We start from the raw sequence: 24,190 nt of genomic DNA on the forward strand, positions 1-24,190 counted from the left end.
TGGCGATGTTACATTCGGCGCGCGACGAACTCGTCGACCAATCGGTCAAACACGAGCCGGACAATGAAAAGGCATTCAGCGGGCTGGTCCCCAAAGACATGGGTCTCTGCCTTGCATTCTCTTGCGCAGCTTCCTAAGGTTAGAGCAAGATCATCATGCCCAGGGGGAGGGGTCAGGTGGGAAGTGAATCCCCGCGCCACACGCGTGACCCTCAGCCAGATACGGAATTCGGCCCATCGCTGGCGCATGCTTCCATTCTTGTGGTCGATGACGAACCCGGAATGCGCAATTTCCTTTTGAGAACGCTTGCGCCGCGGTGCAAGCACGTTCAGGTGGCGTCCGACACGAACGAAGCCACGGCGCGTCTCGACGAGCAGCATTATGACGTCATCATACTGGACAACATCATGCCCAGAAAAAACGGTCTGGATTGGCTCGCCGAACAGCGGACGATCGGCTTTTTCGGCGAAGCCATCCTGATGACAGCCTATGCTGATCTGGAGACGGCGATTCAGGCGCTCAGGGCTGGGGCCATTGATTTCATCCTCAAGCCCTTTCGCTCGAACCAGATCCTCAACGCAGTCGCCCAGTGTCTTGACCGCATCCGTCTTCAGCGTGAAAACTACGTGCTGCGCTATGAGCTCACGGCTGCGTCTGACCAGATGCTGCTGAGGGACCGCCTGATCGGTCACTCCCGCGCCATAGACCGCGTACGTGAGACGATTGCGCGTGTTGCACCGCTTCCAACATCGGTGCTTCTGACGGGGCAGTCGGGCACCGGCAAGGAAGTGGCCGCCCGTTCGCTGCATAGCCTGTCGGATCGCGCTTCCAAGCCTTTCGTCCCGATCAACTGCGGTGCGATTCCACCCGAAATGATCGAAAGCGAGCTTTTCGGACATCTGAAAGGTGCGTTTACCGGCGCAGAACGCGCCCGCGAGGGTCTGTTCCTGCATGCGCAGGGCGGTACGCTTTTCCTCGATGAGATCAGCGAAATGCCGCTTGCCACACAAAGCAAGCTCCTGCGCGTATTGGAGGACCGCAAGGTGCGCCCTGTGGGCGCCGAGCGCGAAGTCCCAGTCGACATTCGCTTCGTCTTCGCGACCAATGCGGAGCTGGACAAGGAGGTGCAGGCTGGCCGCTTTCGTGCCGATCTGTTCTTCCGCATCAATGTCATGCAGATCCATCTGCCGCCCCTCAACGCGCGTGAAGATGATGTCATCGAGCTTGCAAGCCTCTTCATGAAAAAACTGTCCGCGCAGCTCGGGATGCCGCAGGTCCCGATCGATGACGATGCGCGCCGTGCGCTCAGCACCTATTCTTGGCCAGGCAACGTGCGTGAGTTGCGCAATCTCATCGAACGCACGCTCATCCTCGGATATTTCCCCGATGGCCTCGGTCCGGGAGAGTCCACACCGGCCTCGCCGGAGCCTGGCTCTCTTGCCGATGTCGAACGGCGGCATATCCTGGCGGTTCTGACCGCCTGCAAGGGGCAACGGGACGAGGCGGCGCAGAAGCTCGGCATTTCGCGCAAGACCATCGATCGCAAGCTGGCGGCCTGGAATGTTTGACGCCGGCGCCGATCCTGTTCGGCCTGCGCGTTCGGTGCGCTACAGGCTGCTTGTGATCGCGCTCCTGCCGACGCTCGTTATCCTGCCGCTGCTTCTGGGCATCGCGGTCTATCGACTGAATGCCAGATTCGACGCGGCCCTGACATCGAAGGTGCATGGCGATCTCACGATCGCGCATCAGTATCTGAGCCACATCCTGGAGAATTCCGGCGAACATGTCACCGCGCTCGGAGCTTCGGCACGGTTCAAGGAGGTCGTCGCAGACCCCGCGGCGCTGAAAGCGCTGCTTGTGCAAGCCAAGCCACGTCTCGAACTCGATTTCCTATACGTCATCGACGGGCAAGGGAGAGTTATTGCCTCGGTGGACGATCTTGCCGCCGGACCCCTGAAGACAGACTGGCCGGTTATAGAAGCTGCCCTGCGCGGAACACCCCGCACGGCCATCGATGTTTTGGACAGCGCCGACCTGCAGATGCTTTCACCGGATCTTGCGGCGCGGGCGCGGCTGCCGCTCGTGCCGACCGACAATGCCGTGCCGAGCCCGCGCACCGACGAGACCCGCGGAATGGTGATCCAGAGCGCCAGTCCGGTTGATCTGGGGGCAGCCGGCAAGGGCGTGCTGGTGGGTGGAATACTGCTGAACCGGAATCTCGTGTTCATCGATACGATCAACGATCTCGTCTACCGATCTGCCAGCCTGCCCGAAGGCAGCAAGGGGACAGCCACGCTCTTCCTTGATGATGTGCGCATCAGCACCAATGTCCGGCTCTTTGAGGGGCAGCGCGCCCTTGGAACGCGCGTGTCGGCCGCTGTCCGCTCAGCGGTCTTGGACAAGGGGAAGACCTGGCTCGACAGCGCTTTCGTCGTCAACGACTGGTACATATCGGCCTACGAACCGATCACCGACAGTTTCGGCAAACGGGTGGGCATGCTCTATGTCGGCTTTCTGCAGGCGCCCTTCACGGCTGCAAAATACCAAACCGCCTTCTTCATCATGGCGGCATTCTTCGTCATAGCCGCCTTGAGTGTTCCGATCTTTCTACGTTTGGCGCGGGGTATTTTCGAGCCCCTGGAGCGAGTGGACGCAACGATTGCAAGGGTGGAAAGCGGCGATCTCGGCGCACGTACCGGCGCTGTCGAGAGCCGGGACGAAATCGGGCGCGTGGCGGTTCATCTCGATGATCTCCTCGATCAGTTGCAACAACGGGATCAGGAGCTACGGCAATGGAACGACGAACTGAACCTGCGCGTCGATGAACGGACACAGGAGTTGCAGCTCGCCAACCGACAGCTGGAGGCCACCACGAAGCAGCTCGTCATGTCGGAAAAGCTTGCCGCGATCGGGGAGATCACAGCGGGCGTGGCGCATGAAATCAATAACCCGATCGCCGTCATGCAGGGCAATCTGGATGTCATCCGCTCGGTCGTCGGAGAAAAGGCGGATCTGGCGAAGGTCGAGTTCAGACTGATCGACGAGCAGATCCAGCGGATCAACCAGATTGTCACGAAGCTCCTGCAGTTTGCCAAGCCGGAGGAGTTTGCCGGGTTCGTCGATCGCCATGCACCCGGTCAGGCGGTCGCAGATTGCATGCCGCTCGTACAACATCTGCTGAGCAAGGCTGCAATCGAGGTCAGCCTTGAAAACACGGCCGAGCGACTGATCCTGATGAACCGCACGGAGCTGCAGCAGGTCGTCGTGAACCTGATCGTCAACGCCATTCACGCCATGCCGGACGGCGGCAAGCTCACCATCGAAACCGTTGACCGGACATGGGACGAGCGACCGGGTGTCGCGATCATCGTCACGGATACCGGGATCGGAATTGATCCGGACATGCAGACGCGGGTCTTTGATCCGTTCTTCACCAACAAGCAGCAGGCTGGCACCGGGCTAGGGCTTTCCATCAGTCAGACACTGGTGACGCGCCAAGGCGGCAGGATCGCGGTCGAGAGCGCGCCAGACGAAGGCGCGAGATTTACTATCTGGTTGCCTGAAGCGGACTGACCGGACAATTCGTCCCTTAACAAAAGACAAGTTGTCCCGATTTTGCGGCATCTTCTGCCAACGCTTTGAATTTCCCAACGCATTTTACTGGCATGCCCCTTGCTTACGAAAAAAGGGGGACGTTCCGGCGAACAGCCATCAAGAGGAGGTGGCTGTTTTTGCTGCAAGGTGGCCGGACCGGTCCCGCAGGCAACAGACATCGCATTCCGAAACGGGATGCGCTGCGGAGGAGAAATCATGACAGTCACCACCGACAACGGGTCCGGGGTCTATTCCGCCGGAATTCTCGACAGGGAGCGCATCGTTGCGCAGCCCGGCTTCAATCGCTGGCTGGTTCCGCCGGCGGCACTCGCGATCCATCTTTGCATTGGCATGGCTTATGGCTTCAGCGTGTTCTGGCTTCCATTGTCGAATGCACTGGGCGCCAACACGCCCGAGGCTTGCAAGACCATGTCGCTGGCGAGTGCGCTTTTCACAACGCAATGCAATTGGCGCGTCGCCGATCTCGGCTGGATCTACACGCTCTTCTTCGTTCTGCTGGGTTCGTCTGCTGCCATCTGGGGCGGGTGGCTTGAGCGTGCCGGCCCCCGCAAGGCAGGCGTCGTATCCGCGATCTGCTGGTGCGGCGGCATCGCCATCGCGGCCTTCGGCGTCATGATGCACCAGCTCTGGATGATGTGGATCGGCGCGGGTGTCATCGGCGGTGTGGGCCTCGGGCTCGGCTATATCTCGCCGGTCTCCACGCTGATCAAGTGGTTTCCTGATCGGCGCGGCATGGCGACCGGCATGGCCATCATGGGCTTTGGCGGCGGCGCAATGATCGGCGCACCGCTGGCCGACATGCTGATGAAGACCTTCAAGGGGCCCGATTCCGTCGGTGTCTGGCAGACCTTCCTGATCATGGCCGCGATCTATTTCGTCTTCATGATGGGCGGCGCCTTCGGCTATCGCATACCGCCGCTTGGCTGGAGGCCTGAAGGCTGGACGCCTCCGGTTGCCAGCGCCAAGCCCACCATGATCACTGCGCATCACGTCCACCTGCGCGATGCCCACAAGACGGCGCAGTTCTGGCTGATCTGGGCGGTTCTCTGCCTCAACGTTTCTGCGGGCATCGGCGTGATCGGCATGGCATCGCCCATGCTGCAGGAAATCTTCGGAGGCCGCCTGATCGGCCATCCGGAGATCAGCTTCACCGCGCTGAGCCCCGAGCAGAAGACGGCGATTGCGGCGATTGCGGCGGGCTTTGCCGGCCTGATATCGCTCTTCAACATCGGAGGCCGCTTCTTCTGGGCGTCGCTGTCCGACAAGATCGGCCGAAAGAACACCTATTATACGTTCTTCATTCTCGGTATCGTTCTCTACACGCTTGCCCCGACCGCCGCACATATGGGCAACCAGCTGCTCTTCGTTGGCATCTTCTGTATCATCCTGTCCATGTATGGCGGTGGTTTCGCCACTGTACCGGCCTATCTTGCCGATATTTTCGGAACACAGTTCGTGGGCGCAATCCATGGCCGGCTGCTGACGGCATGGGCGACGGCCGGCATTATCGGGCCGGTCGTGGTGAACTATATCCGCGAGTTCCAGATTTCCGCCGGCATTCCGCGTGATCAGGTCTATGACTTCACGATGTATATCCTGGCGGGCATGTTGGCGCTCGGGCTTGTGGCGAATGCGCTCGTGAGACCGCTCTCTGAAAAATGGTACATGTCGCAGGAAGAGGTTGCCGCGATGCAGGCGAAGACTGCGGCGGCGAACGCCGGCCCAACGGGCTCGTTCGGCATTGGCAAGGGCGGATTGGACGGCAAGGCGCTTGCCGCCTGGGCTGTGGTGGGAATTCCGATCGTCTGGGGCGTGTGGATCACGCTTCAGAAAACCGCCGCGCTTTTCTAATTCGCCATACAGCAAGACGAAGCAGAGGTTCCGGCATTGCCGGGGCCTCATCCCACCCGCGGGTGGCGTCGACTTAACGGTTGGAATGGCCCTGTAAAGTTAACGGTGAGACGGTCTGCGGGAGGATTCTGGTGCTGAGATTTGTTCACAGGCCAGCGATGGTTGCTCACGCGACACTGTCCCTGCATCGCAGCCGATCTGAATTGCACTGGAATGGCCGCCGGGATTCGTCCGCTGCCAGCAATCTCGCGTCGTCAGTGCATGCGGCATGCTACGGTCAGACCAACGGCGATTTTACAGCCGTACTGTCGAAAGCCTTGGTCTCAAGCCAGCGGCGGCGGGAGGCATTGAGGTGGCGGTGCATCTCGGCCTGCGCCAGAAGCGGATCTCGCGCACTGAGCGCGTCGAATATGGCATGATGTTCCTGAAGGGCGAGCGACCACGATTTGCCGCCGCCGAAGCGTTCCTGCAGGCGCTTGGCGATGGGATTGTGGCGTTCCTCGAACAGCCCGGCGACGAGCTTTTCGATGACCGAATTGCCTGTCTGGCGCGCAATGCACAGGTGAAAGGCCTTGTCCTGTTCGAGCGGGATCTGGCCGGAGGCAATCGTCTCAGCCATCTGCGAAAGCATCTGCTGTAAATCCGCAAGCGCCTCTTCGGTGATCCGGCTCGCAGCCAGGAGAACCGCGCTCCCCTCGACCATGGAGCGGGCCTGCATCAGCTCGGACGGGCTTTCACCGTAAATGGAGGACATCCCGCCATCTCGCGGTGTGTCGGCCGTCAGATAAATGCCTGATCCACCGCGAATTTCGACCGTTCCCTCGATTTCAAGCGCAATCAGCGCCTCGCGCAGCGAGGGCCGCGAAACGCCGAGTTCCTGTGCGAGATCGCGTTCGCTTGGCAGGCGCGCTCCGGCCTTCAGCCCCTTCGCGCCGATGGACTGCCTGATCTTGTCGGCAACCTGCTGGTAAAGCCGCCGCGGTTCTTCGATTTTGCTCATGCCCACATCCTTCCCTTTTTCCGATATTGGTCAAGCCAATGTTTTGGTCTGCCAGAAACTCAAAGGGCGCTATTGTTATTTTATCCATATTAATCAGAATTTTAACGGATATTTTCCAAAGGTTGCTGCCGCCCAAATCACTCTCAAATCGAGAATTGGCTTGACCAATTTTCGATGCGTCGCTATTTCTTGCCGCCATGAGGCCGTGAGGAGCTGCGCCAGTCGCAGAACGGTTTGAGAGGAAATATGATGGAAACGTCGTCCGGCGCAAGCTCTGTAGCTGGCGCTCCCGCTGCGCAAAGCCCGGCGGAAGAAACCTTGTTGAGCCTCTCGGGTATCCGCAAGGAATTTCCCGGTGTGATCGCGCTCGATGACGTTCATTTCAACCTTCGCCGCGGTGAGGTTCATGCGATCTGCGGCGAAAACGGCGCAGGGAAATCGACGCTGATGAAGATCATCAGCGGGGTTTACCAGCCGACCGCCGGCACCATCCGCTACAAGAACGAAGAGGTGCGCTATGCCTCGCCGCGCGAATCCGAAGCGGCCGGCATCGCCATCATCCATCAGGAGCTCAATCTCGTTCCGCATCTGACGGTGGCCGAAAACATTTTCCTGTCACGCGAGCCGAGACGCGGCCCGATGGTGGACCGGCGCAAGCTGAAGGCCGGCGCAAAAGCCTGTCTCGACCGTTTGGGCGTCGATATCGATCCCGATGCGCAGGTGCTGCGTCTTTCGGTGGCGCAGCGCCAGATGGTGGAAATCGCCAAGGCGCTGTCGCTGAATGCCGAAGTCATCATCATGGATGAGCCCACGTCGTCGCTGACCGAACAGGAGGCGAACCTCCTCTTTCGCGTCATCCGCGAACTCCGCGCCAAGGGCGTTGGCATTGTCTATATCTCGCATCGTCTGGATGAAATGGCGCAGATCGTCGACCGCGTCACCATTCTGCGCGACGGCCGCTTCGTGTCCAGCCACGACTTTGCAGCCATAACCGTCAACGACATCGTCGCCCGCATGGTCGGGCGTTCGCTGGATGAGAAATTCCCCGAAAGGGTTTCCGTTCCGACCAATGAACCGATCCTTCGGGTCAAGGGCCTGACGCGGGCAGGGGTGTTTTCCGACATCACCTTCGATCTCATGCGCGGCGAAATTCTCGGCTTTGCCGGCCTCATGGGCGCCGGCAGAACCGAAGTGGCCCGCTCGATCTTCGGAGCGGAGCCAGCGGAAGCCGGCACCATAGAGTTCAACGGGCGCGAACTGACGATCCGCTCGCCGCAGGACGCGATTGCGGAAGGCATTTCCTATCTTTCTGAAGACCGCAAGAGCCAGGGCCTGGCCATCAAGATGTCGGTGGCGGCCAATCTTCTGCTCGCCAACATGGGCGCCGTCGCCAACCGTTTCGGCATTATCGACCGCCGCCAGCACAAGGACCGGGCGGCCCATTATGTCGATCTGCTCGGCATCAAGACGCCGTCGCTCGACCAGACGGTCAGCCGCCTGTCGGGCGGCAACCAGCAGAAGATCATCATCGGAAAATGGCTGTTCCGCAATTCCCACCTGCTGTTCTTCGACGAGCCGACACGCGGCATCGATGTCGGCGCGAAATACGCCATCTACAAGATCATGGACGAGCTTGCCTCCAGGGGCATCGGCGTCGTGCTGATCAGCTCGGAGCTTCCGGAAATCCTTGGCATGACCGACCGCGTGGCGGTGTTCCATGCCGGCAGGATCGCCAAGATCCTCGATACCCGGGCGACCAATCAGGAAGAGATCATGTTTTACGCCTCCGGACAGGATGCGCAGCACAAGGGAATGCAGCAATGAGTGAGACCGGGAAAATGTCCTCCCGTATGAGCGACCGCCAGAAGGATCTGGTGCAGAAATTTGCCGCGCTCGGCAGCCTTGTTGCGCTGACTGCCGTCTTCTCTCTGACGAGCAACGCCTTCTTCAGCATCGACAATGCGATGACGATTGCCTTGCAGGTCACCTCCATCGGCCTTCTGGGCATCGGGGCGACCTGCGTCATCATCACCGGCGGCATCGACCTGTCCGTCGGCTCGGTCTTGGCGCTGAGTGGCGTGGTCGCGGCGATTGCTGTCAAGGAATATGATTTCCCGATCTGGCTCGCCATGGTGGCGGGCATCCTGACGGGAACCATCTGTGGTCTGCTGAACGGCATCGCCGTGACGCGGCTCAAGCTGCCGCCCTTCATTGCAACGCTCGGCATGATGCTGATCGCTCGCGGCTTTGCCTTGCAGATCACCGGCGCGCGTGCCGTGTCGGGCCTGGGCGACGCCTTCGGCGAACTCGGCAATGGCTCGCTCTTCCGCATCGAAAGCATCGGCGCCGATGGGTTCCCGAACGTGACGTTTCCGGGCATTCCCTATCCGGTCATCCTGATGGTCGTGATCGCGATTGCCGTCTCCTATATGCTCAACCGCTCGGTTCTCGGTCGTCATATCTACGCGGTCGGTTCGAATGCGGATGCGGCGCGGCTCTCCGGCGTCAATGTCGATCGCGTCACCATCTTCACGTATATTCTGTCGGGGGCGCTCGCCGGCCTGACGGGCTGTGTGCTGATGTCCCGCCTCGTCACCGGTCAGCCGAACGAAGGCGTGATGTACGAACTCGACGCCATTGCCAGCGCGGTCATCGGCGGGACGTCGCTGATCGGGGGCGTGGGCACGATCTCGGGCACGGCCATCGGTGCCTTCGTCATCGGCATCCTGCGCAACGGCCTCAACATGAACGGCGTCTCCGCCTTCATCCAGCAAATCATCATCGGTTTCGTCATTCTCGGCACCGTGTGGATCGATCAGCTGCGCAACCGTCGCTGATCGTTGAATAATTCGGCCCAAGGGGGGCCGATCAATCGAGGAGCGGCGGTCGCTCCTTGTCTCAACCGGCTACCAAGCCACCTACTGGGAGGAATACATGAAGAAGATCGTGTTCGCCGCTTTGGCAACCGCAGCCGCGTTCTGGGTCGCACCGGCCAACGCCGCCGACGAAATCGCCGTCATCGTCAAGACGGTGAACTCCAACTACTGGCAGAACGTCCAGAAGGGCGCAGATGCTGCGATCAAGAAGACAAACGGCAAGTACACCATGACATTCCAGGGCCCGGCATCGGAGTCCGCGATTGCCGACGAAGTGAACATGGTCGAGAACGCCGTGAACCGCAAGGTGGCCGGCATCGTGCTCGCGCCGTCCGATCCGGACGCTCTGGTTCCTGCCGTCAAGAAGGCGTGGGAAGCCCATATCCCGGTCGTGATCATCGACTCCATGCTCAACAAGGACGCCGACAAGTATTACCAGGCGTTCCTGTCGACCGACAACAAGAAGGCCGGTGAACTGGCCGCTCAGGCGATGATCGACAAGGTCGGTCAGGAAGGCAAGGTTGCCGTCATGTCCTACGTGGCAGGTGCCGGTTCTGAAATCGGCCGCGTCGGCGGCTTCGTCGACTATCTGAAGGCGCATTCCAAGCTTCAGGTCGTCGGTCCGTTCTACTCGCAGTCCCAGATGGCGACCGCTCTCAACCAGACGACCGACGTGCTCGCCGCCAACCCGGACCTGAAGGGCATTTTCGGCGCCAATGAGCCGACCGCCATCGGCATGGGCCGCGCCATCGTGCAGGCCGGCAAGGCTGGCAAGATCGTCGCCATCGGCTTTGACGGCAATACCGACCTGCAGAACTTCGTCAAGGACGGCACGCTGAATGCCATCGTCGTGCAGAGCTCCTACCAGATGGGCGAAAAGGGCATCGAAACGCTCGAAAAGGTCCTGAAGAAGGAAAAGGTCGAGAAGTTCATCGATACGGGTGTGGTCCTTGTTACCAAGGAAAACATCGACAAGCCGGAAGCCAAGAACGTTCTCTACTGAGCAGCATTGCGCGCGCCGGGCTCGTCCGGCGCGCGTTCTTCTCCCCGAGGATTGATGTCCCAAGGATCGATGTCGATGAAAGCGTCCGAAACGCGCAAACTTCCCCGCTGCGACCTGAGCCTCTCCGTGATCGGTCTCGGCTGCGCCCAGATGGGAAATCTCTACCGGGTGACGCCGTATGAAGAAGCGAAGGGCGCGTTTACCGCTGCCTGGGACGCCGGCATCCGCTATTTCGATACCGCGCCTTATTATGGCTATACCCGTTCCGAGCGGCGGCTCGGGACCATGCTCACCGATTTCGACCGGCAGGATTACGTCGTCAGCACCAAGGTCGGTCGTGTCATGCAGCCGGATGACCTGGTGGGTGATGAATCCGACGGTTTCGCCGCGCCGCTGCCCTTCCGCCCGGTCTTCGATTACAGCTATGACGGCGTCATGCGATCCTTCGAGGACAGTCGGCAGCGGCTCGGCATCCATGCGCCCGACATTCTCTTTATCCACGATATCGGCACCGTCACGCATGAAGAAAAGAACGAGCACTATTGGTCGCAGCTGACCGGCGGCGGCTTCAAGGCGCTCGGCGAATTGCGCGATCAGGGACTGGTCAAAGCCGTTGGCCTCGGTGTCAACGAATTCGAAGTCATCCGCGATGCGATGCAGGTTTTCGACATCGACGTCGCGATGCTGGCCGGGCGCTATACACTTCTGGAACAGGAAAGCCTTTCCTTCATGAACGAATGCGCCGCGGCCGGGGTCGCAATCGTTGCGGCGGGCGTCTTCAATTCGGGCATTCTCGCCGGAAACCGGAAATTCAATTACGAGGAAGCGCCGACCGATGTGCTGGCGCGGGCCGATGCACTCGAGGCCGTCTGCCGCGACATGAATGTCAGCCTTCAGGCCGCAGCCCTTCAGTTTCCGATGGCCCACAAGGCCGTGGTCAGTGTCGTATCCGGCGCGCGCAACGCGGCGCAGATTTCATCCAACATCGCCTCGTTCGAGGAAGAAATTCCGTTGGCTTTCTGGCGAGAATTGCGGTTGCGTGGTCTGGTTGGAGAGGGTGTTCCTCTCCCGTCGGAAGAGGCATGACAATGCGCATCGATTCACACCAGCATTTCTGGCTGATGGAGCGCCGGCAAGGCCAGTGGCCTCCGCCGGAACTCGCCGCTATCTGCCATGATTTCCTGCCCGTCGATCTCGAGCCTGTCCTGAAAGCGGCGGGGGTCGATGGAACGGTGGTGGTGCAATCCCTGCCGGAGGTCGATGATACGCTCTTTCTTCTCGATCTCGCCAGGCAGAACGATTTCATTCTCGGTGTTGTCGGCTGGGTCGACATGAAGGCCGCGGATGCAAGCGAGACCATCGCAGCGCTTGCCCAGCATCAAGAGCTCAAGGGCATCCGGCCGATGCTGCAGGGCCTTGAAGATGCCGACTGGATCGATGATCCGGTCCTCGCGCCGGCTGTGGCCGCCATGATTGCGCACGATCTTGCTTTCGACGGTCTGATCCTCCCACGCCACATGGCGCCGTTGACGCGATTTGCCGAGCGCTATCCGGATCTGCGAATTGTCGTCGATCATGGTGCGAAGCCTCTGATCGCTCAAGGCAAATATGTTGAATGGCGCCAAAGGCTTGCGGCGCTTGCCCGCCTGCCGAACGTCTCCTGCAAGCTCTCCGGCCTGCTTGTCGAGGCCGGCGATCAGCGCCCCGAAGCGGTGAGGCCCTATGCGGAGACAATCTTTGAACTTTTCGGCGAGAAGAGGACGATCTGGGGCAGCGACTGGCCGGTCGTCAACCTGGTGAGCGACTATCGGACCTGGCTCGACCAGTGCCTCGACATCGTGCCAGCCGAACATCACGACGCTGTCTTTGGCGGAAATGCCATGGATTTTTACCGCCTCAAGCCGGGTCGCTGACCCGGAAACAGGAACCGAAACATGCAATCCTCTCAACACACCGGCGAAAATCCGATCCTGCAATTCGGCACCAGCCGGTTTCTGCTGGCCCATGCCGACCTCTTCATCTCGCAGGCACTGGCGTCCGGCGAGGCGCTGGGCAAGATCACGCTGGTGCAGACGACGGGCAGCGCGCAGAGCGCGAAGCGCGTCGCTGCACTCGCTTCGGGGGCTGCTTATCCAGTCCGCGTGCGCGGCCTCGCCGATGGCAAGGTCGTGGATGAGGAGCTTCAGGGCCAGGCGATCGGCAAGGCGCTGTTTGCCGGGAGCGACTGGCCGGCGGTGCGTCGTGCTGCAGTGGCCGCTCGCGTCATCATTTCCAACACCGGCGATAAAGGCTTTGCGCTTGATCCGCAGGACACGCGCGACAGCATCGGTGATCGCAGCACGGCGCCGCGCAGTTTTCCGGCGAAGATTGCAGCTCTTCTGCTGGAGCGCTCGGAAGCCGCTCCGCAGCAGCCGGTCTCGCTCTTTCCCTGCGAACTGATCGAGAAGAACGGCGAGCGTTTGCGGGCAATCGTCGTGGATCTTGCCCGCGACTGGGGCTTTCCGGAAAGCTTCTTTTCCTATCTCGAGACGCATTGCCGTTTCGCCAACAGCCTGGTGGACCGGATCGTCTCCGAACCCATCGAGCCGGTCGGCGCGGTGGCGGAGCCCTATGCGCTTTGGGCGGTGGGCCAGCAGGACGGGCTTGTCCTTCCCTGCCAGCACCCGGCCATCGTCGTGACGCCCGATCTTCAGCGTTACGAAACGCTGAAGCTGCACATCCTCAATCTCGGCCATACATTCCTGGCGGACCGGTGGCGGAAAGAGGAAAGATCGGCAACGGAGACAGTGCGCGAAATCCTGAGCGTTCCGGCCGTGCGGGCCGATCTTGAGGCAGTATGGCGCGGCGAGGTTCTGCCGGTGATGGCCGCCCGGGGGCTGGGGGACGAGGCGGCGGCTTATATGGCGGAGGTCCTGGATCGTTTCCTCAACCCCTTCCTGGTGCATCGTCTTTCGGACATCGCCAACAACCATCTTGAGAAGATCGCCCGTCGCATCCGGCCGATGGTCGAGGCGGGCGGGTCGCTCGGCCTGACCCAGCCGTTTCTTGCCGCGATGCTGGAAGAGACGGCCTAGCAAAACATTCAGCGAAAGCGGGAACCGGTTTCGCGTTCGATGTGACCTCAAAATAAAGAGACAGAGCGTTTCAGGCGATCCCGGATTTCGCTGTATACGCCCCAAGGGAGCTGGCAATGAGAAAAGCGCTGACAATCGAGGCTGAGAATACCGCCCGTTTCCGCATGGTAGAAAGCCAGCCGCTCGGCACCGGCGAGGTGCGCGTCCGTGTGCGCCATGTCGGGCTCTGCGGCAGCGATCTGAACACCTATCGCGGCCTCAACCCGCTGGTGGCGCTCCCGCGCATCCCGGGTCACGAGATCGGTGGGGAAATCCTGGAGGCCGGCGAGGGCGTCGGCCCGACGATGGGCGTCGGGGCGCGCGTCATCGTCATGCCCTATACCAATTGCGGAACATGCAGTTCCTGCCGCAAGGGCCGGCTGAACGCCTGCCGCTACAATCGCACGCTCGGTGTCCAGCAGGATGGCGGGCTGGCAGACGAGATCGTCCTGCCGCAGGAGAAACTGATCCTCAACGATACGCTCGAGCCGCATCGGCTGGCACTGGTCGAGCCGCTGTCTGTCGGTTTCCATGCCGTGGAGCGCGGCCGCGTCGAAAAGGGCGACAAGGTTGCCGTGATCGGTTGCGGGATGATCGGCATGGGCGCGTTGATCGGCGCGGTGGCGAAGGGCGCTGAAGTGCTGGCCATCGACATGAGCGAAAAGAAGCTGGAGATTGCCCGCGCCTTCGGCGCGAGCGTGACCGTCAATGGCCGGACCGAGGACGTTGCCGCACGCGTGGCGGAATGGACGAATGGCGATGGCGTCGATGTCGCCGTCGAGGCCGTGGGCCTCCCGGAAACCTTCGTGCAGGCCATCGATCTCGCCTGCTTTGCCGGCCGCGTCGTCTATATCGGCTACTCAAAAGCGCCCGTCACCTATGACACCAAGTTCTTCAATCTGAAGGAACTCGACATCATGGGCTCGCGCAACGCCACGATGGACGATTTCACAACGGTCATCGCGCATCTGGAAAAGATCGGCGACACCGCCGATCTGCTCATCTCGAAGGTCTTCCCTTTCGACGAGGCGGAGGCCGCTTTCCCGTACTGGCGCGAAAGCCCCGACGCGCTGAAGATCGTCATCGAGCGTGGCTGAGCGATCGATTTCCAATCGGAGGTGCTCGAGCGCCGGCTGGAGGTAAGGGACAACACGCCGTTTAACGCGCCCAGCGCGGCAACGCTTTGGTGAGGAATGCTTCGATACCGTGACGCGCCTCTTCTGTTTCCCAGGTGTCGGCGAGCGCGGCAATCGTCGCTTCAATCACGTCCGGCTCAATGCGGGCACCTAAGGAGCGGGCCAGCCGTTTGGAGGCGGCAACAGCACCCGAGGCAACAGAAAGGTAGGGCGTGACTTCGGCCTCAATGGCCGCGTCGAGTTCGCCTGCCGGGACTGTCCTTGCCAGAAGATCCAGCGTCACCGCCTCTTGCGCCGAAAAGAGCCGTGCCGACATGAAGACGCGGCGCGCCTTGCCCTCGCCCATGCGCGCCAGAACATAGGGGCTGATGGTGGCAGGGATGAGCCCGAGCCGCGTTTCGGTGAAGCCGAATTGCGCAGTCACCGGCGCGATGGCGACATCGCAGACGCTCATCAGTCCAAGCCCACCGCCGAAGGCGCTGCCGTTGATGCGGCCGATCAGGGGCTTTTCCATCGTGTTGAGCGCCTGCAGCGCATCGGCGAGCACCCGCGCCTGCTTCATGCGGGTGGGGCGGTCGGCCTCGATCTGCTGCTTCATCCAGGCGAGGTCGCCGCCGGCGCAGAAGAAGTCTCCCGCGCCGGTGAGGATGACGGCGCGGATGGCGGGATCGGCCGACATGCGGCCGGCCATGCCGATGAGCTCGGACAGCATCCGGTCGGTCATCGCATTGCGCTTTTCCGGCCGGTTGAGCGTGCAGGTGGCAACGCCGCGCGCGTCCACGGTGAGCGTCAGGGTTTCGTAGTCTTCCATCGTGGGTCCTTTCTGCCTCAGACCATTTCAGCGTTTCATAAAAACACTGAAATGGTCCATCTGCTTGCTTTTGCGCAATTCCGGACGCGAAACCGGCTTCCACTTTCGCTGGAATTGCTTTGCTTAAGCCGGTTCCGGCAGGCATTTGGCAAGCTCGCGCCGCGCCAGTTCCTTCTTGAGGATCTTGCCGGTTGCCGTCATCGGCAATTGCGCCATGAACTCGACCTTACGGGGATATTTCGTCGCCGCCATGCGGTTTTTCGCCCAGGCGATGAACTCGTCTTCCGTCAGGCTTGCGCCTGCCTTTAGCACAGCGCAGGCCTTGATTTCCTGCCCGTATTTCTCGTCCGGCGTGCCGATGACGGCGACGAGCGAAATGGCGGGGTGCTCGGCCAGCATCTTCTCGACCTCGGTGGGATAGACATTCTCGCCGCCGCGGATGATCATCTCCTTCAGCCGGTCGACAATATAGAGATAGCCATCTTCGTCGAAGCGGCCGATATCGCCGGTATGCAGCCAGCCGCCGCGCAGCGCCTTCGCCGTCTTTTCCGGCGCATTGAAATAGCCCTTCATGACATTATGGCCGCGGCAGATGATTTCGCCGGTTTCGCCCGGGGCCACATCGCGGTCGTCGGGATCAACGATGCGCACATTGATGCCCCAGAAGGGTGTCCCGACCGAGCCGATCTTGCGCGGCATCTCCAGCCGGTTGAAGGTGATGCCCGGCGAGGCTTCCGACATGCCGTAGCCCTCGATGATCGTGGTCGAGAACTTCTCCTCGAACGCCTTCAGCGTCGGTCCCGGCATGGACTGGCCGGAGGAGATGCAGCAGCGCAGGTGGCGGCCGATGCTGACCGGGTCCGGCGCGGTCGGGCTGTCGTGATGCAGCAACGCCCAATACATGGTCGGCGTGCCGCAGAAGACGCTGACATTTTCCCGCGCCATGGCCTGCAGCACGGTTTCCGGATCGAAACGCGGCTGGATGACATGCGTGATGCCGGCCAGAATCCCGGACGACATCTGCACGATCAGCCCGAAGACATGGAAGAGCGGCAGGACCAGCAGCGACACGTCGGTCGGCTGGTATTGCATCAGATCGCGCAGCAGGAAGGTGTTCATCATCACGTTGGAATGGGTGAGTTCCGCACCCTTCGGGTCGCCGGTCGTGCCGGAGGTGTAGATGATGATCGCGGTGTCGTCCGGGTTGGTCGGCGCGGGTTCGTTGAGCGGCGCAGAGGCGGCCATGATCTGGCCGAGCGTCGGGCAGCCCTCGAAGGGGGAGGTGGCGGCGGGGTCGGCGGTGATGGCAATCAGCATGCCGCAGCCGGGCACCATCTCGAAGGCCGCATGGCCCCAGACGCCCATCGGCAATGCCTCGTTGCCTTCGAAGCAGAGGAAGGCCTTCGCCTGGCAGTCCCGCAGGTGATAGGCGATCTCCTCCGTTTTCAAAAGAATGTTGAGCGGCACATAGACCGCGCCGGCCTTCAGCACGCCGAACATGATCATCGGGATATAGGGCACGTTGGGGCAGCTGACGGCGACCCGGTCTCCTGGTTCGACGCCGATCGCCTTCAGGCCCGTTGCTATGCGGGCGGCTGCCTGATCCAGTTCCTGAAAGCTCCAGCGGTTTTCGCCGAAGATGAAAGCGGTCTTGCCGGGCAGCGTGCGCGCTGCGTCCTCCAGAATGACGCTGTAATTGAGCATGTCTCTCCTCCCATGGTGTGATGTGCTCAGATGTCGATGTCCGTCAGGGGTCCACGTAGAGGTCGAGCGCAAGGTCCTCCACTTGCGCGTCGACACTGTAGGCGGAAAAATCGGTGACGCCGCGGGCGCGCAAGACGTCCTCGTCGATCGTCGTCTGGCCGGTGTAAGTGTTGGCCGGCGAGGTCAGGATGGCATGGGCCGCATCCGCCATGATGGCAGGATGGCGCGAGCGGGCGAGCAGGCTCGCATCCACCTCGTGTTCGACGGCGGCCGTGGCGATCGTCGTCTTCGGCCACAGCGTGTTGACGGCAATGCCATCGGCGCGCAGCTCCTCGGCAAGACCGAGCGACAGGATCGTCATGGCATATTTGGTGACCGTGTAGGGGATATAGGGCTTCAGCCAGTGGGGCTCGAAATTGAGGGGCGGCGAGAGGCTCAGAATATGCGGATTGGCCGATTGCTTCAGAAAGGGCAGGGCGGCTTTCGCCGTAACGAAGACAGCGCGGGCGTTGATCTGCATCATCAGGTCGAAGCGCTTGACACCGGTCTCGGCAAGCGGCGTCAGGCCGATCGCCCCGGCATTGTTGATCAGCGCGTCGATGCCGCCAAAGTGACCGGCTGCCTGCGCGACCGCTGCCTCGACTGCATCGGCATCGCGCACATCCAGCATCAGCGCCAGACCGCGCCCGCCGGCCGCCTCGATCTCGGCGACGGTGGAATGGATCGTGCCGGGCAGTTTCGGATGCGGCTCGGACGTCTTGGCGGCGATGACGACATGGGCGCCCTCGCGCGCGGCGCGCAGCGCAATCTCGCGGCCGATGCCCCGGCTGCCGCCGGTGATGAAGAGGGTCTTGCCCTTGAGTGTTTCTGTCATGGTCAATGCGCCCGGGTCTTGAGGGAAATTTGCGGCGAGATCAGCGCGGCGAAACGGCGGACCATGTTTTCCAGGTGCGCCGGATTGTCGACGAAGCGGGAATGGATGATCAGGCCGCGCAGGAAGGTGCGGGCGACCGACCAGAGAAGGGCGGCATCGTCCGGGTCTTCGGTGAAGGCGGCAAAGCGGTGGCGGGCAGTTTCGGCGACCTTCGCATCCCAGGTGGTGAAGAGATCGGAAAGCGCCGATTCCAGCGCCTCGTCGGTGCGGCAGGCGACAAGGATTTCGATGAAGGCGCGGCCTTCCGGCACGTTCATCACCTGCCGCCAATAGAACAGCAGCAGTTCTTCGAGATTCTTCGCCCCGTCGCCGCGCCCCGGCCGTCCTTCCTGCGTCGGCCGCAGCGCCGCGTCGAGAAGCCGGGCGGCGGTCGCGGCAATCAGCTCCTGCCGCGACGGGTAATGATGCAGGATCGCGCCGCGCGAGACGCCTGCCGCATCCTGGATCGCCGAAATGGAGGTGCCGGAATAGCCGTAGCGGTCGAGGCATATTACGGTCGCGGCGATCAGCCGGTCCTGCATGTCGCGCACCCGGTCCGCCTGCTTGCGTGGGCCCTTCTCTGTTTCATCGACTGTCGTCATGGCTCCCCTCTTGTGTTCGTCTGCTGCGTCATTTTCGCGAGCCGGCTTGACGGCCTTGATCATGTTATGGCAGACATACCGTACGAACGGTTTGTTTTCAAGTGCTCGACAGAGCGAATGAAAAAGAGTTCGGTTGAGGCCGGTTCTGGAGCCGGGCCGGCGAAGCCTGAGGAGTGCTTCGCCAGCAAGCCGGACAGTTTTGCGGGCCGGGTAAGTTGCGCAGACCGGACAGGGAGGAAAGACGTGGCATTTCAAACGCAGGTCGATGCCGGGGCGCCGGAATTCATCGCAAACAGGGCTGGCATGCTTGAGACCGTGAAGCAGCTTCGCGCCCTCGAGGCACGGGCCGAAACGGCTTCGGAAAAGCGCCGAGCCCGTTTTGAAGAGCGTGGTCAGATCACGCCACGTGAGCGGCTGGCACGCCTGCTCGATCCCGGTCTGCCGTATCTCAGACTGCACAGCCTCGCAGGCTACATGGCGGATACGAAGGATGAGGCGGCTTCCGTTCCGGGCTCAACCTTCATCGGCGGCATCGGCTTCGTGTCCGGTGTGCGGGCGATGATCGTCGTGGACGACAGCGGCATCAATGCCGGTGCGCTCAGCCCGTTTGCATTGCAGGCCATGCTTTCCATGCAGGAGATCGCACTGCGCCAGAAGCTGCCCTTCATCCATCTGGTGGAAAGTGCCGGCGCCAACCTGATGAATTATGTCGTCGACGACTGGGCGCGGGGCGGGGCGGTGTTCCGCAATCTCGCCCGGCTTTCGGCCGCGGGCCTGCCGACCATTGCCGTTCTGCACGGCCCGTCCACCGCCGGCGGGGCCTATATGCCCGGCATGTCCGACTATGTGATCGGCGTGCGCAAGAACGGCATGGCAGCGCTGGCCGGTGCCGCCCTCGTCTATGCCGCCACCGGCGAGAAGGCGAAGGAGGAGGATCTGGGCGGGGCCGAAATGCATGCCACCGTCTCCGGCCTCGTCGAATATCTCGCCGAGGATGACATTCACGCCATCGCCATGGCCCGGGACGTCATGGCGCGGCTCGACTGGAACCGCGACATGCAGCCGGTCGCCCGTATGTTTGCGCCACCACGTCTCTCCAGCGACGAGATCGCCGGGCTCGTGCCGCTCGACATGAAGGTGCCGTATGACGTGCGGGAGCTTGCCGCGCGGCTGGTGGACGGTTCGGAATTCACCGAGTTCAAGCCCGGCTATGGCCCGCAGACGGTCTGCCTCCAGGCCTCCATTCACGGCGTTGCCGTCGGCATTCTCGGCAATAACGGGCCGATCGATCCGGCCGGTGCGACCAAGGCCACGCATTTCATCCAGGCTTGCGAGCAAGCGGGTACGGCGCTCGTCTTCCTCAACAACACGACCGGCTACATGGTCGGCACGGCTTATGAGCAGGCCGGCATGATCAAGCATGGATCGAAGATGATCCAGGCGGTTGCGAATGCCAAGGTGCCGAAGATCACGCTCTATGTCGGCGCGAGCTTCGGGGCGGGCAATTACGGCATGGCCGGCATTGCCTTCGAGCCCGACTTCCTCTTCGCCTGGCCGAGCAGCCAGAGCGGCGTCATGGGTGGCGAGCAGGCGGCGCGCACCATGTCCACCGTCGCGCGTGCCGGTGCCGCCCGCCGCGGCGATGCGCTGGACGAGGAGAAGCTTGCGGCGCAGGAAGCGGCGATCAAGTCGCTGTTCGACCGGCAGTCCTCGCCCTTCTACACATCCGGCCGGGTGCTCGACCATGGGCTGATCGATCCGCGCGACAGCCGCAGCGTCATCGCCTTCTGCCTGCTGACCTGCCTTGAGGCGCGCCAGCGCGCCCTCCGTCCCAACAGCTTCGGGGTCGCCCGCCCATGAGTATGCCCATGATTACGTCCCGCTTTTCCTCGATCCTCATTGCCAATCGCGGCGAAATCGCCTGCCGCGTCATCCGATCGGCGCGGACGCTCGGCCTGCGCACGATCGCCGTCTATTCCGAAGCCGATCGCGGCGCGCCGCATGTGGCGCTGGCCGACGAGGCGGTCCTGATCGGTCCCGGTCCGGTGGGCGAAAGCTATCTCCGGCCGGAAAAGATCATCGAGGCCGCGCGATTGAGCGGCGCCGAGGCGATCCATCCGGGTTATGGGTTCCTCTCGGAAAATGCCGGTTTTGCTCAAGCCGTCGCGGCGGCCGGTCTCGTCTTCATCGGGCCGCCGGTCGAGGCGATCCGGGTCATGGGCGACAAGGCGGGTGCCAAGCGCGCCATGATCGCCGCCGGCGTGCCCTGCGTTCCGGGCTATGAAGGGCTCGACCAGAGCGACGCGACATTCATCGCGGAGGCGGATCGCATCGGCTTCCCGGTCATGGTCAAGGCCTCTGCCGGTGGCGGCGGGCGCGGCATGCGGCTGGTCGAAGAGCCTGTCGAGTTGGCGGATGCGTTGACGCGGGCGCGGGCGGAAGCGCTGAGCGCCTTCGGCTCCGGCGATCTCATTCTCGAAAAGGCCGTGCGCCGGCCGCGCCATGTCGAAATCCAGGTCTTTGCCGATGCGCATGGCCATGTCATCCATCTCGGCGAACGCGACTGCTCGGTGCAGCGCCGGCATCAGAAAGTGGTCGAGGAGGCCCCGTCGCCGGTCGTTTCGCCGGAGCTCCGCGCCCGCATGGGCAAGGCGGCGGTCGAGGCGGCGCGCGCGGTGGATTATCGCGGCGCGGGCACGGTCGAATTCCTGCTGGATGAGCGCGGCGAATTCTATTTCCTCGAAATGAACACGCGGCTTCAGGTCGAGCATCCGGTGACGGAAATGGTGACGGGGCTCGATCTCGTCGCCATGCAGATCGCCGTGGCGCAAGGCGAGCCGCTGCCGCTGAGCCAGGGCGAGCTGCGGCTCGACGGCCACGCCATCGAGGTGCGGCTTTATGCCGAAGACCCGGCGGGGGGCTTCCTGCCGGTGACGGGCGATATCGCGCTCTGGCAGCCGGCGAGCGGTCCCGGCGTTCGCATCGATGCGGGCATCGTGACCGGGCAGACGGTGTCGCCCTTCTACGATCCGATGCTCGCCAAGGTGATCGCCCATGGCCCGACGCGCGATGTTGCCCGGCGGCGGCTGATCGGGGCGCTGAAGGAAACGGCGGTGCTGGGGCTTTCCACCAATGCCGAATTCCTGATCGACATTCTGGAGCGCCCAGACTTTGCCGACGGGCGCGCCACGACCGCCTTCATCGGCGAGAACTATCCCGATGGCGTGAAGGAGACCGGGATCGACACTCTCAGCCTCGCCATGGGGGCGGCCCTGAAGGTTCATCTCGAAAGCCGCAAGGCGCTCGCGGCCTCGACCCTGCCGGATGAGAGCCTGATCGGCTTTCAGTCCGCAGCACCTCTCGCCTCGCGTCTCGACTTGACGCTTGCCGGCCAACTTCGCCGCCTCACCGGCCTCTGCGCCGGAAAGGTCTGGACGATGGCCGAGGGCGGCGCTTGGCAACATGCGATCGAGATTGTCCGCATCGAGGGGCATGAGGCGGTGCTTCTGGCCGGTGGCAAGCGCCAGACCGTGCTCTGGAGCGAGCGCCGCGATGGCGAACTGCTGCTGGCCATCGGTCCGCGCCGCTTTTCGCTGAAGCCGCATCGCCCGTGGGAGGACGCAGCCGCGGCGGCAGGCTCCGGCCGCGTCGTTGCCCCCATGCCGGGACTTGTCGTCTCCGTCCTGGTCGAGCCGGGCCAGACGGTCGAGGCCGGTCAGCCGCTGGCGGTGCTGGAGGCGATGAAGATGCAGCATACGCTGAAAGCGACCGTGCGCGGCACGATCGCGGAAATCCGCATCGCCAAGGGCCAGCAGCTCGCGGCCGGGACGCTGATGGTTGCAATCGAGGAGGACGCCGCATGAGCCTGAAGGAAGCCGCTGATTTCCTGGAGGAAAGCCGCACGCTCGCCGCCCTTCTCGAAGGGGAGAGCGAGGCCACTTTCTCCAAGCCTACCCAGTTCAAGGGCTGGACGATCAATGACGTGCTCGTCCACCTGCATTTCTGGAACAAGGCCGTCGATCTCGCCGCCACCGACGAGGCGGGCTTCAAGGCGATGCTCGATCCGCTGATGGCGGCGCTGACCAAGGGCGGGCTTCGCTCTTACGAAAACGGGACGATCGCGGAGCGCGGCCATGCGCTCTTCACGCTCTGGAAGGACACGGCGGAGGACATCGCCGCGCGCTTTGCCGGGATCGATCCCAGGCAGCGCATTTCCTGGGTCGGCCCCAGCATGTCGGCACGCTCGGCGATCACGGCGAGGCAGATGGAGACCTGGGCGCATGGCTTCGAGGTGTTCGATCTGCTCGGCCGGGTGCGGCCGGAAAGCGACCGCATCCGCAATCTCGTCGTGCTCGGCGTCAACACATTCGGCTGGTCGCACCAGGTTCATCGCCTGGCGGTTCCGGACACCATGCCGGAACTGACGCTGACGGCGCCGTCCGGTGAGGTCTGGACCTTTGGCGAGGCAGGTGCGGGGCGCATTTCCGGCCCGGCTGTGGATTTCGCCGCCGTGGTCACGCAGACGAGGGCGGTCGCCGATACCGCCCTCGTGATCGAAGGCGATGTGGCGCGGACATGGATGGACCATGCGCAATGCTTTGCCGGGCCGCCGGAAAAGCCGCCCGTTGCCGGTTCGCGGCACCGCGCGGTTGAGAAGTAGGATTGGATATTCAGATGACTGCACCCGAAAAAGCCATCGTCACCTGCGCGCTGAATGGCGTTCTGACCGACCCGAGCCTGCACAATATCGCGGTGACGCCGGCGCAATGCGCGGCGTCTGCGCGCGAGGCCTATGATGCAGGCGCGGCGATCATCCATATCCACTTCCGCCGGCAGGAGCCGGGCAAAGGCCATCTTCCCTCCTGGGAGCCGGCCGTGGCCGGCGAGATCGTCGAGGCGATCCGCGCCGCCTGTCCGGGCATCATCATCAATGCCACGACCGGCGTCGTCGGCCCGGATTATCAGGGGCCGCTCGATGTCGTGCGCGCACTGAAGCCGGAAATCGCGGCCTGCAATGCGGGCACGCTGAACTATCTGAAGATCCGCTCCAATGGCGAATGGGCCTGGCCGCCCATGGTCTTCGACAATCCGCCCTCCAAGGTGCAGGATTTTCTCGACGTGATGGGCGAGACCGGCACGCTGCCGGAAATGGAGTGCTTCGACACCGGCATCGTCCGCTCGGTGGCCATGTATATCGCCAACGGCATGCTCAAGCGGGCACAATACAATCTCGTGATGGGCGTGGCCTCGGGCATGCCGGTCGATGCGCGCCTGCTGCCAATCCTGAAGGACTATCTGCAGGAAGGGTCGCGCTGGCAGGCGACGCTGATCGGTCGGGAGGAGATATGGCCGGTCCATGCCGCCGCCGCCCGGCTTGGCGGCATGCTGCGCACCGGGCTGGAGGACACGTTCTACCTGCCAGACGGCTCGCGGGCACGCGGCAATGGCGATCTCATCGAAGCGCTCGTCTCGACCGCCCGCGGGCAAGGCCGCGATATCGCGACGCCTCAGGAGGCGCGCGCGATGCTGTTCGGGACAGGCGCCCGCCAGGGCTGACGCGCCAGAA

The 24,190-nt window shown here is 62.6% G+C and carries 19 protein-coding genes; 14 read left to right on the forward strand and 5 right to left on the reverse strand.

Translation table 11 applies throughout. The features are described 5' to 3' along the window. The first annotated feature begins 176 nt into the window (after positions 1-176). The 3 genes from LQK83_RS16475 to LQK83_RS16485 all read left to right on the forward strand — a co-directional run bounded on the left by LQK83_RS16475 (position 177) and on the right by LQK83_RS16485 (position 5,466). Positions 177-1,568, forward strand: coding sequence for a sigma-54-dependent transcriptional regulator (locus LQK83_RS16475; protein ID WP_230838490.1), 1,392 nt, complete (start codon positions 177-179; stop codon positions 1,566-1,568). Continuing rightward, the gene (locus LQK83_RS16480) at positions 1,561-3,573 is read left to right on the forward strand and encodes a sensor histidine kinase (protein ID WP_230838491.1); all 2,013 of its coding nucleotides are present in this window, start codon (positions 1,561-1,563) and stop codon (positions 3,571-3,573) included. The genes LQK83_RS16475 and LQK83_RS16480 overlap by 8 nt, the downstream gene beginning before the upstream one ends. Positions 3,574-3,810: 237 nt before the next feature. Next, a complete protein-coding gene (locus LQK83_RS16485) occupies positions 3,811-5,466 on the forward strand; it encodes an OFA family MFS transporter (RefSeq protein ID WP_230838492.1) in 1,656 nt (551 codons plus the stop codon). Positions 5,467-5,743: 277 nt separating this feature from the next. Here the strand turns inward: LQK83_RS16485 and LQK83_RS16490 are convergent, their stop codons facing one another. After that, positions 5,744-6,466 carry a FadR/GntR family transcriptional regulator gene (locus tag LQK83_RS16490; protein ID WP_230838493.1) on the reverse strand — a complete coding sequence of 241 codons (723 nt, stop codon included), beginning with the start codon at positions 6,464-6,466 and terminating at the stop codon, positions 5,744-5,746. A gap of 249 nt (positions 6,467-6,715) precedes the next feature. Here LQK83_RS16490 and LQK83_RS16495 point away from each other — a divergent pair, with 249 nt between their 5' ends. The 7 genes from LQK83_RS16495 to LQK83_RS16525 all read left to right on the forward strand — a co-directional run bounded on the left by LQK83_RS16495 (position 6,716) and on the right by LQK83_RS16525 (position 14,555). Then, positions 6,716-8,290, forward strand: a complete 1,575-nt coding sequence (locus LQK83_RS16495) for a sugar ABC transporter ATP-binding protein (protein WP_230838494.1) — start codon at positions 6,716-6,718, stop codon at positions 8,288-8,290. After that, positions 8,287-9,303: an ABC transporter permease gene (locus LQK83_RS16500; protein ID WP_230838495.1), complete on the forward strand. Its 1,017-nt coding sequence runs from the start codon at positions 8,287-8,289 to the stop codon at positions 9,301-9,303. The genes LQK83_RS16495 and LQK83_RS16500 overlap by 4 nt, the downstream gene beginning before the upstream one ends. A gap of 97 nt (positions 9,304-9,400) precedes the next feature. Beyond that, positions 9,401-10,345 (forward strand): ABC transporter substrate-binding protein, encoded by a 945-nt coding sequence (locus tag LQK83_RS16505; RefSeq protein WP_230838496.1) that lies wholly within the window; start codon positions 9,401-9,403, stop codon positions 10,343-10,345. A 75-nt stretch (positions 10,346-10,420) separates the two neighbouring features. Then, positions 10,421-11,431, forward strand: a complete 1,011-nt coding sequence (locus LQK83_RS16510) for an aldo/keto reductase (RefSeq protein ID WP_230838497.1) — start codon at positions 10,421-10,423, stop codon at positions 11,429-11,431. A 2-nt stretch (positions 11,432-11,433) separates the two neighbouring features. Further along, positions 11,434-12,258 carry an amidohydrolase family protein gene (locus LQK83_RS16515; protein WP_230838498.1) on the forward strand — a complete coding sequence of 275 codons (825 nt, stop codon included), beginning with the start codon at positions 11,434-11,436 and terminating at the stop codon, positions 12,256-12,258. A 21-nt stretch (positions 12,259-12,279) separates the two neighbouring features. Continuing rightward, complete coding sequence (locus LQK83_RS16520) at positions 12,280-13,419, forward strand: mannitol dehydrogenase family protein (protein WP_230838499.1); 1,140 nt, start codon at positions 12,280-12,282, stop codon at positions 13,417-13,419. Between the two features lie 116 nt (positions 13,420-13,535). Beyond that, positions 13,536-14,555: a zinc-binding alcohol dehydrogenase family protein gene (locus LQK83_RS16525; RefSeq protein WP_230838500.1), complete on the forward strand. Its 1,020-nt coding sequence runs from the start codon at positions 13,536-13,538 to the stop codon at positions 14,553-14,555. A 61-nt stretch (positions 14,556-14,616) separates the two neighbouring features. Here LQK83_RS16525 and LQK83_RS16530 read toward each other — a convergent pair whose 3' ends face one another. From LQK83_RS16530 to LQK83_RS16545, 4 genes are all read right to left on the reverse strand, one after another. Continuing rightward, complete coding sequence (locus LQK83_RS16530) at positions 14,617-15,405, reverse strand: crotonase/enoyl-CoA hydratase family protein (protein ID WP_230838501.1); 789 nt, start codon at positions 15,403-15,405, stop codon at positions 14,617-14,619. 123 nt (positions 15,406-15,528) lie between these two features. Beyond that, complete coding sequence (locus tag LQK83_RS16535) at positions 15,529-17,109, reverse strand: long-chain-fatty-acid--CoA ligase (RefSeq protein ID WP_230838502.1); 1,581 nt, start codon at positions 17,107-17,109, stop codon at positions 15,529-15,531. A 43-nt stretch (positions 17,110-17,152) separates the two neighbouring features. Then, entirely contained in the window at positions 17,153-17,983 is an 831-nt protein-coding gene (locus LQK83_RS16540; protein WP_230838503.1) for an SDR family oxidoreductase, read from the reverse strand. Between the two features lie 2 nt (positions 17,984-17,985). Then, positions 17,986-18,624 (reverse strand): TetR/AcrR family transcriptional regulator, encoded by a 639-nt coding sequence (locus LQK83_RS16545; RefSeq protein WP_230838504.1) that lies wholly within the window; start codon positions 18,622-18,624, stop codon positions 17,986-17,988. A 303-nt stretch (positions 18,625-18,927) separates the two neighbouring features. On the opposite strand from LQK83_RS16545, the gene LQK83_RS16550 reads away from it, so the two are divergent. The 4 genes from LQK83_RS16550 to LQK83_RS16565 are packed head-to-tail and all read left to right on the forward strand — an operon-like array spanning position 18,928 to position 24,180. After that, positions 18,928-20,484: a carboxyl transferase domain-containing protein gene (locus tag LQK83_RS16550; RefSeq protein WP_269065700.1), complete on the forward strand. Its 1,557-nt coding sequence runs from the start codon at positions 18,928-18,930 to the stop codon at positions 20,482-20,484. Further along, entirely contained in the window at positions 20,481-22,487 is a 2,007-nt protein-coding gene (locus LQK83_RS16555) for an acetyl/propionyl/methylcrotonyl-CoA carboxylase subunit alpha (protein ID WP_330166292.1), read from the forward strand. Before LQK83_RS16550 ends, LQK83_RS16555 begins: the two co-directional genes overlap by 4 nt. Beyond that, a complete protein-coding gene (locus tag LQK83_RS16560) occupies positions 22,484-23,284 on the forward strand; it encodes a TIGR03084 family metal-binding protein (protein WP_230838506.1) in 801 nt (266 codons plus the stop codon). The genes LQK83_RS16555 and LQK83_RS16560 overlap by 4 nt, the downstream gene beginning before the upstream one ends. A 14-nt stretch (positions 23,285-23,298) precedes the next feature. Further along, positions 23,299-24,180: a 3-keto-5-aminohexanoate cleavage protein gene (locus LQK83_RS16565; RefSeq protein WP_230838507.1), complete on the forward strand. Its 882-nt coding sequence runs from the start codon at positions 23,299-23,301 to the stop codon at positions 24,178-24,180. The last annotated feature ends 10 nt before the right edge of the window (positions 24,181-24,190 follow it).

This window comes from Rhizobium sp. C1, from assembly GCF_021026335.1.
GTDB lineage: Bacteria > Pseudomonadota > Alphaproteobacteria > Rhizobiales > Rhizobiaceae > Ensifer_A.

Coding starts and splice junctions, on each gene's coding strand:
- LQK83_RS16480 (WP_230838491.1), top strand. CDS start 1,561: ATGTTTGACGCCGGCGCCGATCCTGTTCGGCCTGCGCGTTCGGTGCGC.
- LQK83_RS16485 (WP_230838492.1), top strand. CDS start 3,811: ATGACAGTCACCACCGACAACGGGTCCGGGGTCTATTCCGCCGGAATT.
- LQK83_RS16490 (WP_230838493.1), bottom strand. CDS start 6,466: ATGAGCAAAATCGAAGAACCGCGGCGGCTTTACCAGCAGGTTGCCGAC.
- LQK83_RS16495 (WP_230838494.1), top strand. CDS start 6,716: ATGGAAACGTCGTCCGGCGCAAGCTCTGTAGCTGGCGCTCCCGCTGCG.
- LQK83_RS16500 (WP_230838495.1), top strand. CDS start 8,287: ATGAGTGAGACCGGGAAAATGTCCTCCCGTATGAGCGACCGCCAGAAG.
- LQK83_RS16505 (WP_230838496.1), top strand. CDS start 9,401: ATGAAGAAGATCGTGTTCGCCGCTTTGGCAACCGCAGCCGCGTTCTGG.
- LQK83_RS16510 (WP_230838497.1), top strand. CDS start 10,421: ATGAAAGCGTCCGAAACGCGCAAACTTCCCCGCTGCGACCTGAGCCTC.
- LQK83_RS16515 (WP_230838498.1), top strand. CDS start 11,434: ATGCGCATCGATTCACACCAGCATTTCTGGCTGATGGAGCGCCGGCAA.
- LQK83_RS16520 (WP_230838499.1), top strand. CDS start 12,280: ATGCAATCCTCTCAACACACCGGCGAAAATCCGATCCTGCAATTCGGC.
- LQK83_RS16525 (WP_230838500.1), top strand. CDS start 13,536: ATGAGAAAAGCGCTGACAATCGAGGCTGAGAATACCGCCCGTTTCCGC.
- LQK83_RS16530 (WP_230838501.1), bottom strand. CDS start 15,405: ATGGAAGACTACGAAACCCTGACGCTCACCGTGGACGCGCGCGGCGTT.
- LQK83_RS16535 (WP_230838502.1), bottom strand. CDS start 17,109: ATGCTCAATTACAGCGTCATTCTGGAGGACGCAGCGCGCACGCTGCCC.
- LQK83_RS16540 (WP_230838503.1), bottom strand. CDS start 17,983: ATGACAGAAACACTCAAGGGCAAGACCCTCTTCATCACCGGCGGCAGC.
- LQK83_RS16545 (WP_230838504.1), bottom strand. CDS start 18,624: ATGACGACAGTCGATGAAACAGAGAAGGGCCCACGCAAGCAGGCGGAC.
- LQK83_RS16550 (WP_269065700.1), top strand. CDS start 18,928: ATGCTTGAGACCGTGAAGCAGCTTCGCGCCCTCGAGGCACGGGCCGAA.
- LQK83_RS16555 (WP_330166292.1), top strand. CDS start 20,481: ATGAGTATGCCCATGATTACGTCCCGCTTTTCCTCGATCCTCATTGCC.
- LQK83_RS16560 (WP_230838506.1), top strand. CDS start 22,484: ATGAGCCTGAAGGAAGCCGCTGATTTCCTGGAGGAAAGCCGCACGCTC.
- LQK83_RS16565 (WP_230838507.1), top strand. CDS start 23,299: ATGACTGCACCCGAAAAAGCCATCGTCACCTGCGCGCTGAATGGCGTT.